The 15,877-nt window shown below is 34.3% G+C and carries 15 protein-coding genes and 1 pseudogene; 3 read left to right on the forward strand and 13 right to left on the reverse strand.

All coding sequences use genetic code 11. The annotated features are described in order from the left end of the window. Positions 1 to 35 precede the first annotated feature (35 nt). The 3 genes and pseudogenes from CER22_RS09540 to CER22_RS33605 form a co-directional block, all read right to left on the reverse strand. Positions 36 to 1,049: an AI-2E family transporter gene (locus CER22_RS09540; RefSeq protein WP_088608638.1), complete on the reverse strand. Its 1,014-nt coding sequence runs from the start codon at positions 1,047 to 1,049 to the stop codon at positions 36 to 38. Positions 1,050 to 1,226: 177 nt separating this feature from the next. Then, positions 1,227 to 2,836 (reverse strand): annotated as a pseudogene (locus CER22_RS09545) (amidase family protein). A gap of 109 nt (positions 2,837 to 2,945) precedes the next feature. Beyond that, positions 2,946 to 3,077 carry a hypothetical protein gene (locus CER22_RS33605; protein WP_000997338.1) on the reverse strand — a complete coding sequence of 44 codons (132 nt, stop codon included), beginning with the start codon at positions 3,075 to 3,077 and terminating at the stop codon, positions 2,946 to 2,948. 184 nt (positions 3,078 to 3,261) lie between these two features. Here CER22_RS33605 and CER22_RS09555 point away from each other — a divergent pair, with 184 nt between their 5' ends. Next, a complete protein-coding gene (locus CER22_RS09555; RefSeq protein WP_088063045.1) occupies positions 3,262 to 3,681 on the forward strand; it encodes a GNAT family N-acetyltransferase in 420 nt (139 codons plus the stop codon). Between the two features lie 151 nt (positions 3,682 to 3,832). Here the strand turns inward: CER22_RS09555 and CER22_RS09560 are convergent, their stop codons facing one another. From CER22_RS09560 to CER22_RS09575, 4 genes are all read right to left on the reverse strand, one after another. Beyond that, the gene (locus CER22_RS09560) at positions 3,833 to 4,435 is read right to left on the reverse strand and encodes a nitroreductase family protein (protein WP_088063044.1); all 603 of its coding nucleotides are present in this window, start codon (positions 4,433 to 4,435) and stop codon (positions 3,833 to 3,835) included. A 57-nt stretch (positions 4,436 to 4,492) separates the two neighbouring features. Continuing rightward, on the reverse strand, positions 4,493 to 5,143 hold the full coding sequence (locus tag CER22_RS09565; protein ID WP_088063043.1) for a DsbA family oxidoreductase: 651 nt from the start codon (positions 5,141 to 5,143) through the stop codon (positions 4,493 to 4,495). A 70-nt stretch (positions 5,144 to 5,213) separates the two neighbouring features. After that, positions 5,214 to 5,645 (reverse strand): Rrf2 family transcriptional regulator, encoded by a 432-nt coding sequence (locus tag CER22_RS09570; RefSeq protein ID WP_088063042.1) that lies wholly within the window; start codon positions 5,643 to 5,645, stop codon positions 5,214 to 5,216. Between the two features lie 120 nt (positions 5,646 to 5,765). Next, on the reverse strand, positions 5,766 to 6,635 hold the full coding sequence (locus CER22_RS09575; RefSeq protein ID WP_088063041.1) for a LysR family transcriptional regulator: 870 nt from the start codon (positions 6,633 to 6,635) through the stop codon (positions 5,766 to 5,768). 97 nt (positions 6,636 to 6,732) lie between these two features. Between CER22_RS09575 and CER22_RS09580 the strand changes: the two genes are divergently transcribed. Beyond that, positions 6,733 to 7,638: a DMT family transporter gene (locus CER22_RS09580; protein WP_000192803.1), complete on the forward strand. Its 906-nt coding sequence runs from the start codon at positions 6,733 to 6,735 to the stop codon at positions 7,636 to 7,638. Positions 7,639 to 7,683: 45 nt separating this feature from the next. Here CER22_RS09580 and CER22_RS09585 read toward each other — a convergent pair whose 3' ends face one another. The 5 genes from CER22_RS09585 to CER22_RS09605 form a co-directional block, all read right to left on the reverse strand. Continuing rightward, positions 7,684 to 8,304, reverse strand: a complete 621-nt coding sequence (locus CER22_RS09585; RefSeq protein ID WP_088608639.1) for a YcnI family copper-binding membrane protein — start codon at positions 8,302 to 8,304, stop codon at positions 7,684 to 7,686. A 90-nt stretch (positions 8,305 to 8,394) separates the two neighbouring features. Beyond that, a complete protein-coding gene (locus CER22_RS09590; RefSeq protein WP_142293457.1) occupies positions 8,395 to 10,044 on the reverse strand; it encodes a copper resistance CopC/CopD family protein in 1,650 nt (549 codons plus the stop codon). 332 nt (positions 10,045 to 10,376) lie between these two features. Further along, positions 10,377 to 10,796, reverse strand: coding sequence for a VOC family protein (locus tag CER22_RS09595; RefSeq protein WP_088608640.1), 420 nt, complete (start codon positions 10,794 to 10,796; stop codon positions 10,377 to 10,379). Positions 10,797 to 10,880: 84 nt separating this feature from the next. Beyond that, positions 10,881 to 12,236 carry a branched-chain amino acid transport system II carrier protein gene (brnQ, locus tag CER22_RS09600; protein WP_088063038.1) on the reverse strand — a complete coding sequence of 452 codons (1,356 nt, stop codon included), beginning with the start codon at positions 12,234 to 12,236 and terminating at the stop codon, positions 10,881 to 10,883. A 235-nt stretch (positions 12,237 to 12,471) separates the two neighbouring features. Continuing rightward, positions 12,472 to 13,164, reverse strand: a complete 693-nt coding sequence (locus CER22_RS09605; RefSeq protein ID WP_088608641.1) for an FMN-dependent NADH-azoreductase — start codon at positions 13,162 to 13,164, stop codon at positions 12,472 to 12,474. A gap of 295 nt (positions 13,165 to 13,459) precedes the next feature. On the opposite strand from CER22_RS09605, the gene CER22_RS09610 reads away from it, so the two are divergent. Further along, positions 13,460 to 14,416 carry an arsenic resistance protein gene (locus tag CER22_RS09610; RefSeq protein WP_088608642.1) on the forward strand — a complete coding sequence of 319 codons (957 nt, stop codon included), beginning with the start codon at positions 13,460 to 13,462 and terminating at the stop codon, positions 14,414 to 14,416. Between the two features lie 133 nt (positions 14,417 to 14,549). On the opposite strand, the gene CER22_RS09615 is transcribed toward CER22_RS09610, so the two are convergent. Beyond that, positions 14,550 to 15,797: a DUF4153 domain-containing protein gene (locus tag CER22_RS09615; RefSeq protein WP_088608643.1), complete on the reverse strand. Its 1,248-nt coding sequence runs from the start codon at positions 15,795 to 15,797 to the stop codon at positions 14,550 to 14,552. Positions 15,798 to 15,877 lie beyond the last annotated feature (80 nt).

The raw sequence follows: 15,877 nt of genomic DNA on the forward strand, positions 1-15,877 counted from the left end.
TCCAATTTATTTTGGATTGCTTTTTTGTTTATTTTCTATTTTTTAATCGCTTCCTCATTATTTACATCAAGTACATCTAAGAAAAAGATGAAGATTGGTATCCCGATAATAAGCCCCCAGATTCCGAGGAAATGTTCTGAAAAGATGAGAATCATAAATGTATAAAAGATTGGTAAATTCGTTTTCGCAGACATAAACTTCGGATTTAAAAAATAACTTTCAAGAGCATGGATTACTGTAATGAACACAAGTATGTATACAACGTACATAACTCCGCCTACGTTATATGCAATAATACAAAGTGGAAACAAGGAAATGATTACCCCGGCAACAGGGATTAATCCAAGTAAGAAAATCATGACAGCTAATACGAGAAGCTGCGGAAATCCTAAAACAATTAATGCAATGACAGTAAGAATACAATTTACAACTGCAATTAAAAACTGCGCTTCAATTACTTTACCGAACGATCTTGCAAACCTTTCACCAAAATATGCAATCTCCTCATAAAAAACCTTCAGACTACTATCTTTAAATTTCGAAGTAAATGATATTATGCGTTCTTTTTCTAACAAGAAAAATAAACTTAAAATAAGTGAGAGTAATATTTGCAAACTGACTTTTCCTATATTTGCAATCGATTGATATATGACATCTACACCTTGTTCTATATATTTTGATACTTCCATTCCGTTAATTGTCGAAAGTGCATATTTAATGATTTCATTATCAGGTGGGTTTTGAAAAAACAATTTAAATTGATAAATCAATTGTGAAATTTGTATCGTTAACACAGGTAAATATTTATATAATGTCGTGCCAATAAAGGAAACTAATATGATATACAAACAGGCGATAACAATTTTCCGGTTCACTTTCAATTTCTTTGAAATAAAACGTTGAAAACGATCCATTAAAAATGTCAGTATAAACGTAATTAATATTAAATTGATCATACTTTTTAATCCATATAATACTAACGCTACTATTATTAAAACGAGAAACCGTTGAAACCCTCTACTTCGAAAGAAATTTTTCACTTCATTCATTAAGATTTAACCTCCCCCTTCAGTGGATGGAAATTGAATATATTACATTTTATGAACTTCTATAGACAATCTTTCTTACTAATTAGAAAGAATCCTTTTTTTCTTTTTATATTGTTAGATTCTATTTACATTAGCCACCTACTTACTTCAATGGAGCTCTTTTTTTCGTTTACCCTTTTACAATTTAGGTGATTTTCTATTTTTAGACTGCTGTTCATACGCATAACCAATATTGAATAGTTCCTTCTCACTGAATTGCTTCCCGACAAACACTGCACCTACTGGCTCTCCATTGTTATCATATCCTGCTGGCACCGCTAATTCTGGATAGCCAGCTACAGCTGATAGAAGAACTTCATCGTTGTTAATCATAACTAAAGCATCCAAACCTTTTTCTACTAAATATCTATCTAGCTCTTTTCTTGCATTTTCTTGACTCGTTTGCACTACTTTTTCAAACTCATCTTTCGTTATAACAGATTTTTCAGACGCCTCAATTAATGTTTGTCCATATTTTATTCGTCTATTACTATCCTTTTTATTAAACGCTATAATCTCTTCTAACGATTTTACCGGTACATTTTTTTGCTGTGAAAAATAATCGTTAACATTATGTTTGAATTCATATTCTAATGTTTGCAGATTATCTACACCCTCGCTGTTTAACTGAATATCATCAGTCAATATCGCACCTGCATCTTGAAGGTCTTTTCTAATCTTTTCTGCTACTTTCTTTCTATTCTCATCTTGTTGATCTATTGAAAAAAGAACCCCTATTTTTTCCCTTTCAATCCATCTATTGATAAATCCTTCGTATAATCAATTCTTTCTTTTTCTTTCATTTTTTCTGTCATAGTATCTTTTTCATCATAACTTACCATTATGTTAAATAACGTTGCCGCATCCTTTACCGTTCTTGCCATCGGCCCTGCTGTATCAAGCGTTTCAGCTAACGGAATAATCCCTGATCTACTCACCATACCTAGTGTTGGACGTAATCCAACTACTGATTGCTGCGTCGCTGGTGCTACAATTGATCCAGTCGTTTCTGTCCCGATTGCAAGCGGCGCAAAATCTGCCGCAACTACTGTAGCAGATCCAGAGCTTGATCCTGATGTATCAAACGTAATCGGACCGTACGGATTCAAATTTTGTCCTTTTTTCCCGCTATATCCGCTAGGCATTGTAAAGGATAAATAATTTGCCCATTCAGACATATTCGCTTTTCCTAAAACAAAAGCACCTTCTTCTTTCAACTTCTTCACGATTGTCGCATCTTCATCTGCAATCCAATCTTTTAACACATACGTGCCCGCACTTGTCGGCATCACCTTTTCTGTTTGTACATTATCTTTTACGATAACCGGCATGCCGTATAAGTTCGATTTCTTATTTGAAGACCTTTCTTTATCTAACTTTCGCGCTTCTTCCATTGCATTTGGATTAATCTCTGTAACAGCATTTAATGATATTCCATTTTGGTCATGTTCTTGTATTCTAAAAAGATAAATACTCGTTAACTCTTCATATGATAATTTTCCATCATCAATCATTTTTTGAAGCTCGTTCACAGTCGCATTTACAACCTCTTTTTCTTTTATCTTCAAATTATCTATGTTAATCCCTTTCAACTGATTATGTATCGGTTTTAACACTCTATCTTTATCATATACGATACGCTCAGGTTCCTTTGGAAAATAATTTTTATACACGTAATATCCTCCGGCACATGTCAATAGGACGATACCCCCAGCAATTGACAGCGTTATCTTTATCCACTTTTTCATGCTGTTTCCTCCGCTCTAAAAGTTGCTCCATTGTATTGAAAAAGAGAGTTATCCTCATAACTCTCTCTAATTAGAATGCTAAATGAAAAAATAAAGGATTTCAATTTCATTACTTCTTTTTTTGCATTTGCTTCGCTAATAATTCTTTCACTTGATTATATGATAATCCCGAATTTTCATTTAAACGTTTTACTTCTTCAACATCAGTACCTACCACTGTATACTTTTTCTCATCATTCATTTTCCCACTTCCCTTTCGATTATTTCTTATATTTTTCCCCTAAACTCTTATTAATTAACACAAATACAAATACGGAAACTGGACGAAATTCAATAGCTAAAGGGAATTCAGTTACATAAGAGGAAAAGATAAAAAAATGTCGAATGTATATACTTGTTAAATTTAAGGGCTTGGAGGGTACATTTTGAAAACATATGAGTTTGAACATAACATTCCAACATTAGAAGAGTACAAATATTTGTGTGATTCTGTTGGATGGACTGATTATATGAATTTTGATGTAGCAGATACTTCACTGAAGAATTCTATTCACTGCATCACAGTGAAAGATAATGAACAAATAATTGGCATGGGGCGAATTGTTGGTGACGGATCTATCTATTTCTATATTCAAGATATAGTAGTTCATCCGGATTATCAGAAACATGGTATCGGGAAAGAAATCATGCATCGTTTAGTTGCATACTTACATGAGAATGCCCCTGATAAGGCGTTTGTCGGTTTATTTGCATCAGAAGGTAAAGAATCGTTCTATGAAAAATTTGATTTTAAGGATTACTCACCAAACATGACGGGGATGTTTACTGTCATTACAAAACAATAAACATAACAGATTTTTAATTGTAAGGAAAAACTTCGATTCATATGAAGGAAATCGTTCTTGCAGTAAGAGTTTAACATTGCATACGAAAGGAGAGTACATATATGACTAATACGTACTCTCCTTTTATTTTACTTTTTATATATTAAATTTCTTAATAAAATTTCACTACATCTTCAGTAGGTAAGAAAGTTCTTTCTCCTGGTTGTTCATTTGGCTCACCAAATGGCATTTGTCCTACTAAGCTCCACTCTGCTGGAATGTTCCAAGTTTCTTTCACTTCAGCATCTACGATTGGATTGTAGTGTTGCAGGGATGCACCAATTCCTTCAGCCGATAATAACATCCATACAGTATGTTGTAACATTGCATTTCCTTGATGAGACCAGAATGGGAACTGATCTTTATATAATGGTGCATTTTCTTGCATTTTTTCTACTGTTGCTTGATCTTCAAAGAATAACACAGTCCCAACACCTGCATGGAAACCTTTTAATCTTTCTACAGTCGCTTCAAAGTTTTCTGCTGGTACGCGGGCTCTTAGTGTTTCTTTAACAATATCCCAAAACTTTTCATGTTCTCCATCCATTAATACAACCATACGACCACTTTGCATATTGAAAGATGTTGGTGCGTGTAAAGCTGTTTGTAAAACTTCTTCAATTCTTTCTTTCGTAATTGCATCGTTTTTTGTTACTTTACGAATAGAACGACGGTTCACGATTGCTTCTTTTAAATTTGTTGTAGTTGCTGACATTTTAATTCCTCCAAATATTTGTTTTATAATTTATTTTGTTATTTCATAACAAGCGAATTAGCAATATCCATCTGTATTACATTGCATACCTTCAAATGAATTTGTTTTATCCTTTTCAATTTCTTTATCGATGACTCTTTGTAGCGTTTCTTTACTAGCAAGCCCTTGAATGACTTCATCTCCAATCATGACAGTTGGAACAGCCATAATATTTGCTTCATCATATGCATGCTGAATTGCTTCTTGATGCTTTTCTTTATATTTACGAGTTACTAAAGCATCTTTAAATTCAGCTTCAGGAAGACCTACTTCTACCGCTAATTTTGTTAAAACATTAATATCTTCAATGTTTTGCTCTTCTTGGAAAAATGCGGTGAATACGCGGTGATGATACTCATTTCCTAGTCCACGTTCTTTCGCAAATTGACATCCTTCGAAAGCTAAATGTGTATATGGATGCGGTGAAACACGCGGCAAACGCATATCGATTCCTAACTTCTTCGCAGTTGGAAGAATAAAAGCATCCCATGAGCCTAATTTTTCTGGCTCATTCCATGGATCTATTTTTGAATATGGACTTGGACGTAATTCAAATGGCATCCATTCAATTTCTACATCTTTCTCTTTCGCTACTTCATCTAATGGACCTTTTGCTAAAAAACAAAATGGACATATAAAATCTGAGTATACTTTCATTTTTATAGTCATACTTTTACACCTTACCTTTATAGTTGTAATTAAATTAGTTACATTAATAACAAAAAAATATAAATATGATTTAAGCATTCATTTTTTCTTGCAAAGTTTCAAACAAATGCCCCATCGTAATATTTCTCAAAATTTCTTCCATCGCAGATTGCGCTTGTATTAATATAACTTCTAACACCGCTTGAATATTTGCTCCAATTGGACAATCTGGATTTGGTTGCTCGTGAATATGAAATAGTTTGTCTTCTTTGACTACATTTACTGCATGGTATACATCTAACAATGTGATTTCGTGTAAATCCTTTAATAATCCGGCACCACCTGGACCGCGATTTACATATACAAAACCAGCTTGTTTCAAGTACGACATCATTTTACGAATGACTACTGGATTTGTGTTTACACTTTCAGCTATATAGTCTGAAGTACAAAGTGAAGATGGATTGTTTTTCAAAATAGATAAAATATGAACAGCTATAGAAAAGCGGCTACTAATTTTCATCGTGATCACCACCTCGATGTAATCATTATAGTTACAATAAAAAGATAAGTCAATCCTTTTCATAGATTCTTTATAAGCAAATTAAAAAGTGTCCCATTATGATATATGAGACACCTCTTTTTATTCTGCAAATAGCGCTTGAAATTCTTCAATAAATAGCTGCACAGCGATTGAGGAATCCTTTAATGAAGGAACAGCTAAAGCAATTTCTCTCCATACTTGTGGTTCCAATTCTCTCGTTTGCACATTCTGTGGTAAATTCGTTAAAGATAATTCGGCTAATATTGCAATACCTAACCCTTCTTGAATCATATTTAAAGCTGTAGTAACGGTCGATATTACATACTCAGCCCGAAGTGGTACGTTGGCTTGTTTAAACATATCAATAATGGGTGGTTCGTATCCACCCTTACATAATATGATCGGTTCATTCTCTAAATCACTAATTGCAATAGAGTCCTTCTTACAAAGAGGATGATCATCTCTTAAGATAGCAACCATTTTCCCCTTCGTTAATGGGACAATCTCCATCTCTTTATTAGGCAAAATGACAATTCCTATATCAACAACCCTCGATACTAACCAATCTTCAACTTCTTTAATCGTTCCTTCACAAAGAACGACTTCTAAGTTCGGATACTTCTCCTTAAAAAGGTTTATCATTTTGGGTAAGAAATGTGCAGAAGCACTCGGAAAACTCCCAATTCGAATCGTCCCAACTTCGTGTCCTTTCTCCATCGCAACTTCTTGTTCAATCTTCTCTACACCGTTCAAAATCTCTCTAATATGCACAAGAATTCTGTTTCCTACATCCGTAACGATTAGCCCTTTTCGTTTATCACGTATAAGAATCGTAACTCCTAACTCTGACTCAATACTTGAAATCGCATGACTTACAGCTGGCTGCGTCATATTTAACACCCGAGCAGCCTTCGTAAAACTACCTAACTCAACAGTTTTTATTAATACTTGCAGTTGTGTAATGGTCATAACTAATCACTTATACTCCTTATAAAAAAGATTCATTTTATTTATTACAGTCGATATCATATCATAGTGAAATGAATAACAACAAGGAGGTCTTACCGTGACACAGCTTTCTCGAACTAAGACGGCCATAATCCTTACCTTTCTCGTTTTCATGTGGGGAATCAATTGGCCTTTATCTAAGTTTGCCCTGCATTATACACCACCCGTTTTATTTGCAGGCGTTCGAACTTTAATTGGAGGATTCATTTTACTTCTTTTCGCATTACCGAAATACAAAGAGTTACACTTAAAAGAAACTTGGCATTTATACGTTATTTCTTCTTTACTTAACATCATTATATTTTACGGATTACAAACTGTCGGCCTTCAATATATGCCTGCTGGGCTATTTTCCGCCATCGTATTTCTACAACCAGTTTTACTCGGCATTTTCTCATGGATTTGGCTTGAAGAATCTATGTACGGTTTAAAAATTTTCGGGCTTGTTCTTGGATTTATTGGCGTAGGTGTCATTAGCTCTAGTAGTTTAACTGGACATATTTCTATTATCGGAATCCTTCTCGCGATAGGATGCGCTATTGGCTGGGCACTTGGAACAGTATTTATTAAGAAGACTGGGCACCGCGTTAATTCCATTTGGATGGTAACACTGCAGCTTATTATTGGCGGGCTTTGCTTAATTGGATTTGGATCAGAGTTTGAAAGCTGGTCTAGTATTGCTTGGAGTATACCGTTTGTTAGTGTACTACTCTTTATTTCATTCTTTGTTATTGCAATGGGATGGCTTGCATACTTCACTCTTGTTGGAGCCGGTGAAGCAAGTAAAGTTGGGGCTTATACATTCCTCATTCCACTAATCGCTATTATTGTAAGTTCAATTTTCTTACATGAGGCCATTACTATTAGCTTATTCATCGGACTATTATTTATTGTTGTGAGTATTTGTTTCGTAAATATAAAGCCGAAAACACTTACTGTAAGGCAGCAGGTTGAAGTGAAATAAAAATGAAAAAGAGCCTGCTGTTTGTAGGCTCTTTTTCACCCTTACTTACCTTTTACGACGTACTACAAAAACACACGCAACTACCGAAGATACAATCGCCAAAATAGATAAAACAATCGCTATCAATTGCAAATTACTAGTACCTTCATTTTTTTCTACATTAGACACTTCACCATGTTCCCCTGTTAATGACGTACCTTTTGCAATTGTAGTAAGTGAATGTGGTTTTTCAGCTTTTTCATCGCCTGTCCATTCAACAATTTCTCCGTCTTTATATTGTTGATATGCATCCCAAGCTATTTTTTGTTCTTTATCCGGATTTTTAGCGACGAAAGTAAATCGCTGGAACTGACCGGTTAAAATCCCCTCTCCTGTTGCTTCCCATACTACAGTTTTAACTTTTCCAGCATTATCTTTCTGCTCTTCCACTTTCCATCCTGGCACTGGTTCATACTGTTGGAACTCTACTCCAGACGGTATTTTCAATGTAACTTTTGTCGTTGCTACATTCTTCTCAACCGGTACTTTTATCGTGTAAGTCTCCCAAGAATTAACGTCCGAAGCTTCTGGTTTCACAGTGACGTGCGCACTAACAGGTAACGAAAAAATCCCCATTGCAATTATTGTTGCGATCATTGTTGTGCCAAATTTTTTTATACGTTTCATTTTCTATTAGCTCCTTTTTATCTATACCTTCTCTTTATCCCGGCTATTCGCCGGATAACCCGATTGATGAGGGCTGATTAAAGTTTCACTTTATCTGCCGCCTACAATAAATTTATAATCCGTATCAAAACTATCAAGAGATTTTGTTAATCCGTGCACTTGCATATTCCAGTTTCCTGTCATGTTAATATACATGCCTTCCGCTTCATATTCTCCTGGTGACACGGCCGAAACTTTAAATGAACCCTTCCCCATATTCATATCCAATGATTGCGTGGTTAAAATAATTTGCTCCATATCAGTAACAGGTTGTCCGTTCTCATCCTTTAAAGTAATATGGAATGTATTTTGTCCTACTTTATTAGGACTTACATGTAAAGTAAGTTCATATCCATTATCTAATTGCTTACTCTCTGTAAAAGGTCCAGTTGGAGGCATCGGCGGTGTTTGTACGTTTGTCATAAAAGCTACGATTACGAAAATGATAATTCCAATGATAAACTCTACTTTCACCGTAGCGCCTAATCCTTGCTCCGCTCTCATTTTCCCTTTCACATAGTGAACAATTCCCAATATCCCCATGAAAATGAATAAAAGTATCTTTGCTAATAAAGCTAATCCATACTTCGTATTAAATAACGAGTGGATAGTTGGAATAAAGAATGTACTGTTAAAAAGACCTGTTATTAAAATCACGATGACAGCACCTGTTGCCCACGGCGAAAAACGCTTAATCATATCCCAATACATATTCCACTTGTCTTCCTCTTTATGTAAAAGAAGAATAATGGATGATAGACCTCCAACCCATAACGAAGCTGCGAATAAATGTAGAAAGTCCATAACGACCGCAATCTCTTTAAACTTTAAACCAAATGCATGACTATTAAAGGCTTTCATAACAAGTATCCCGATAAACAATAGTATTGGAATGCTCCATACTTTAAACGACGACAGCTTCTCACACTTCATCGCAAAATAAGTAACAATTATAAGCGAACTAATAAGAACCATTTGAGTAATCCATACATATCCAAAAATAGAAAGCTGTAATGTTTCTTTTAATAGTAATGGATCGAATGCTTCTAACCATGAAACATCAGCATTTATTTTCGCTTGCAATGGTAGATTGAATAATAAGCTAATCAATATACCCAATAATGAGATCCATATTATGTTCTTACTCCTTGATCGAACCGAGGTTGCATTCCCTTTATACATAATAAGATTAAAGAATAGCACTCCTATAAATAGTGAGAAACTTGTATATAAAACTCCACGTTCCATAATCATATCTATTTTCGGGACATACCCCATCTCTTCTACTTGTATATCGTCTGCTCCCGCTTCTGCTGCCCCAATGCGGAACGGAATAACTCCTTGAATGGGATGCCCATCAGCAGAAATCACTTTCCACTGAATAGAGTAGAGACCGTTTTTCAAATTTCCTTTTAACCCTGCTTCTAATAACTTTTTGTTTTTCTTATCAATATGAGCATCTTTTAAATCTACTCTTGTACCCGAGGTATCTCTTACAAACACTGTATTAAAATTCGAAGCTTGTATATCCTCATCGAATTCAATTTTCACTACAGATGGTGCTTTCTTCAACGTTTCATTTTCAGCAGGGTTTGATTTCACAACGTACGCATGAGCAGATGCACTTTTTGGTATCAATATGATAAGTACACACGCAATTAATAGCCATGCCCCTAATCTTCTCATTACTTTCACAATCATTTCACTTCTTTCTTCCTCATCACTATCTTTTCATTCCTTAAACTTCCCAAGTTTCATTCTCCGACGAAATATTAACCTGATTAAATATAAATTTCTATACAGTGTAACTTTTTATTTCTATCTCACCTCTTAACTTCCAATACAATAGTAACTTCCTTCATAGATACAACTTACATTTTTAAAGCAGATTGTTATTATATCATAAAATATATTTATGTAAGTTCCTAAAGAAGAAAAGTTATCGTGAATCATTTGTGAAAAAAGTGTGAAATACATAAATAAAAAAGGTATTACGTTATTACGCAATACCCTTCTTCCATCATAAAATTTCTTTACTTCTCTTCTGGATAATCACAATACTCAATGATTGTTCCCTCTGTATCCGCTGGGTTAAGATATATTAATCTTCTACCGTGCTTATTAATTCGAAGTGTATGCTCTAACGTTCGAATACCTTGTTCTTTTAACTCTTCTAGAGCCACATCTAAATCATCGACACGATATGCGACGTGATGAACACCTTTACCTTTTTGTTTAATAAAGCGTGCTATTGGAGATGTCGTATTATTCGTCGGTGCAAGTAATTCAATTCTATCTCCATCCACTTCAAGAATGGCTACTTCGCTTTCAACACCAGGAGCTTCACTTACGTAACAATCTATTAAAGTTCCTAACAACACCTTTTCATAAAAACGTATCGTACTATCTATATCTCGAACTGCGATGCCGATATGGTCAATTGTTTTTTTCATTATATTTCCCCTACTACATTATTTTTTTATCCTAATCAATAGTAACAAAAAAAGTTATAGAATCAAATTCTATAACTTTTTTATTTAACCTATTTTCTTATTCGCACTAGCTGGTTGAACTTGATTTTTTACTTTTAAAACACTAATGCCATATCCGATAAATCCACCGATAATCGCTGGGAAGATCCATCCTAATCCTACTTCTTGCATCGGAAGGAATTTAGTGAACACTCGGCTTACTACTTCAATGTTAACTCCAGCTGCACTTAAACCATCGAATAAGCTGATGATAAATGTTACGATTAAGCTCACTTGATAAACTTCAGCTCTTCCTTTGAATAATGAATGGAAAAACGTTAAGAAAATCAATACGATTGCTAGTGGATAAATTGCTGTTAGTACTGGAACAGAAACTGCGATTAATTGTGTTAATCCTACGTTTGCAACAATTGCACTAAATACACATAGCGTGATTGCAATCGCTTTGTAAGGAACATTTGGGAATAACTTATGGAAGAATGAAGAACATGCTGATACAAGTCCCACACTAGTTGTTAAACACGCTACTGTAATCATTAATCCTAATAATACTCCACCATATGATCCAAAATAGTAATTAGAAACTTTCGCTAATACTTCTCCACCATTCTCTAAATGTCCAAGCTTTGCAACACTTGAAGCACCCATATAAGAAAGAGCTGTATAGATAATTGCTAAAATAGATGCTGCAATGATTGTCGCTTTTGCACAAACGATCATAATCTGTGTTTTCGTTTTCGCACCTTTTTCTTTAATTGCATTAATGATGATGATTCCAAATACGAATGATGCAAGCGTGTCCATTGTTAAGTATCCTTCTTGGAATCCTTTAAAGAATGCATGTGATGTATAAGCTTCCACTGGTGCTTGCATATCTCCAATCGGATGTATAAAAGCAACGATTACTAAAATACCAATGAAAGTTAACTTAATTGGCGTTAAGATTTTTCCAACAATATCGACAATTTTCGCAGGATTTAGCGAAAAAAAACAAGTGATGCTAAAGAATACAATTGTGAAAAGAATTAAAGGTGTAGAACCTAATCCTTCTGGCATAAACGGTTTAAGACCAATTTCATAAGAAACATTTCCTGTTCTTGGTATTGCAAATAACGGGCCAATCGCTAAGTATAAAACTGTTGTAAACACAATCCCGAATACTGGGTGTGCACGACTTGCTAATGACTGTAAATCATCTTTACCCGAAAAACCAAATGCCAGTACACCTAGTAATGGTAATCCAACACCCGTTACTAAAAATCCAGCGTTAGCAATCCATACATTCTCTCCTGCCGATTGACCGAGCATTGCCGGGAATATTAAATTTCCTGCTCCAAAAAATAGTGCAAATAACATTAATCCAATAACTACTATGAACGAAAACGGTACTTTATTCGCCATAATATAACCCCCATTCAAATTTCCTTATCTCATTTTCCATTTTTAACTAATTGAATTTTCTGAATATTAAATCCGACTACTAACTATTCTTGAACTCATTATAGTTTGTCATATAATATTTTGCAATACTATTTTCAAACTTTTCTTTTATTTTATAAATATACATTTTTTAACATAGAAATAGACTAAAAAACCAACATGGTCATCCATGTTGGTTTTTTATATTTACTATCAATTAAAATTTCGCCGCTACTTTTTTAACGTTCTCTAAACCTTCTTCAACAATTTGTTGTGAACGATCTGGATATTGATTGTGCCCTTCAATTACAACAGTCTCTGGATTTGTAATTCCCCAGAACCCAAGCACATTCGTTACATAATTAACTGCCATTTCCATAGGCGCCATTTGTTCCGAAGAGTAATCTGAACCACGCGCACCTAACACAACTACTTTCTTACTACCAGCTAAACCTTCTGGGCCATTTGCTGTATATTTAAATGTTTTTCCAGCTTGAGATAGGTATGAAATATATGTGATTAATGGTGCTGGTACTGTGAAGTTCCAAAGTGGGAACGCAAATACAACTTTATCAGCTTCTAAAAACTGATTTAAATATTGATCTACTGTTGCTACAGCCTTCTCTTCTTCTGCTGTTAATTCCATTCCTTGACTACGTTTATATCCACCTGAAATAGCGATATTTCCATAATACGGAAGATCTAATGCAAATAAATCTAACTCCGTAATTTCTGTATTTGGGTTCGCTTCTTTATAAGCACTTACAAATGTTTCATACATTCTTGAACTAACTGCTTGCTCCGCTGGACGATCGTTTGCTTTTACAAATAATACTTTTGACATTGTTTTATTCTCCTCTACATTGTTATTTTCTTCTTTTTTACCAAATAATGAGCTAAATAATCCCATTTTCTTCACCTAAACTTTCTTATCATATTCATTATTCATCATCATAAAAATTCTTATTCTAATAAAAAGTTCCAATTGATACCTTAAGTAAAGATATTCGAAACTTTTTGTTATTTAATTACCTTATGTAAGTGATTGTAATACACATCACTTACTTTAGTCAAGTAACTTTAAATAAAAAATAATATCTCGAATTAAAAATAAAAACCTCGATACAATTAAAACATCCATTGTAACTTTATTATTTGTATAATGGATGTTGAGAGGGCAATTCATATTTAGAAAGGATTTACTCATGAGCACTATAGAAAAGATTCAAACTTTTATTATTCTTTTTGCTGTTACATGCGGCATCGTACTCGGACAATTTAATTTGATACATATGTATGCAGAGCAATTTATTGTCCCCTTCTTATTTTTCATGCTGTATGGATTATTCCTCAGCATCCCATTGAAAGAAATAAAAAATGGATTCCGTAATTTAAAATTTGCTGGAACGAGTCTTACTATTAATTTTTTATGGACACCTTTACTCGCTTGGGGATTAGGTGCACTATTTCTTTCAGATCATCCAGCACTTTGGGTTGGATTTATTATGTTAATGGTTACTCCATGTACAGACTGGTACTTAATCTTTACTGAAATAGCGAAAGGAAATGTAGCACTTTCTACTGCAATTTTGCCTGTAAATTTAATTTTGCAAGTACTACTCCTTCCCATGTATTTATTTTTATTTGCTGGTGTCATGAAGACTGTAGCGGTTTCTGTTTTAGTAGAAAGTATTGTTATCGTAATCGTCTTACCATTTGTACTTGCACACGCTACAAAATTCATTATGAATAAACTGAAAAAAGCTGAAACACTCGAGAATACACTCATTCCGTTTTTCAGCTCTGCTCAAATTGTATTTTTAAGTTTAGCAATCGTAGCGATGTTTGCATCACAAGGAAAATATTTACTACAAAATATGAATGTCGTTTTATTACTACTCATTCCTGTTCTATTGTTCTTCATCATTAATTTTGCACTGGGACAATTTATCGGACGCATAATGCGTTTATCTTATAAAGATACAGTAAGTTTAAACTTAACAACATTAGCAAGAAACTCACCTGTTGCACTCGCCATCGCTGTAACAGCTTTTCCGGACGAGCCTCTTATCGCACTTGCACTCGTTATTGGACCGTTGATTGAACTGCCAGTACTTGCTTGTGTTTCACAAGTGTTGTTACTTATTAAGAAAAAACAGTAATATACATAAAAAAACGTCCTACTTTAGGACGTTTTTTTATTGTCGAGAAATTATAGAAGTAACGATAATTATCAGCTCTAAGGATTTTATACGTTATAGAAAATTAGCTTGTCGTTACATTAACAAAACCTTTCTAATTAAACATTATAGGAAAAGTAAATATAACGAAAGCTGCCCAAAGTCCGTAGATTGGCAAATACTTCGTAACAGCATCTTGGATAGCTGTCGGTCCTGATTTGTTTTGTAGAAAACGCATATAGGAAAACATAATCCAAATGAGATTTGCCCAAATCAGTATGTTTACGCCTAAAACAGCAAGTCTATTAGGTGTAATCCCGTAAGAAGAAAGCCTAAATACGATGGCTGACAATGCGACAGTGTCAATAATAAGCGCCAGAACAATTAAGGCAAAATTTATATAATCTGAAATGCTCTTTTTCTCGTCTGAATCACTCTCAACGATAGAAAATATAGTAACAGCCAATACACCAAGGAGTATTCCGTTGAAGGCCATTAGGAAATTGCGGTCCAAGAATGGATTTTTCCCGACCCAAATTACCGTTATTAGATAGATAAACAATGTGATCAAGACAAGCGGACTAAAAATTTTAGATATGTATGGTGTAATATTTTTAGCAAGTTTAAGATTCAATGATACTAAGTATGCAGCCACTACAGCGAGAGCGGCAGCTCCAAATAAAACAACATTACTAAAATAGAACTCTCCTATATCCAAGTCAACGAAGCTAAATAATCGCATGGTGAATAATGCTAGTATCATTCCGCTCACTGCCATACTCGCGTAGAGAAGACCATATTCTAAATTAAATTTAATATACGCTAATCTTGTACTACCTTTTGAATATTCATTTCCCGTAAACGCAAGTCCCAATAAGCCCCAGAACAATATAGGAAGATGTAAATACGCAAGGATACTGCTGTCTTTATAATTTAATGGCAACATATTAAGATACAACCCGGCAATTAGGAACAACACTGCAAGTAAGTAAATAATACTTTTTTTCGGAGTATTATTGTAAATAAAATAAGCAGCAATAAAGGGAATTACACCAAAAGCCAAGTTAATTGGAGCAATTGCTTCCTGCTCGACAAAGTGGAAAATGATTCTAGTGCTTAGCCCAGCTAGAATAGCTAACATGCCCATGAATAAGAAACCTTTTTGAAACAGCGATATTTTTTCTTTATTTGCCGTCTCCTTGAAATTCAATCTTTCATACCAAGCAGCTAGAAGCTGAGAATCAGGGTTTTCATCCCATGCTTGTGAGAATGACTTTTTAAAAGCTTTCGGGTCTTTTCTATACATTCTCTCCAACTCATGAGGGTTATCCATATTTTCAATAATCAAATTGTGATTGTTCATAGTTTTACCTCCTCTAATAAAAAACAGCGTTGTTAACTTTCTATAAAAAGCACCTCACTGATTTATTATGATATTGATTT

The organism is Bacillus sp. K2I17 (genome assembly GCF_002209985.1).
GTDB lineage: Bacteria > Bacillota > Bacilli > Bacillales > Bacillaceae_G > Bacillus_A > Bacillus_A wiedmannii.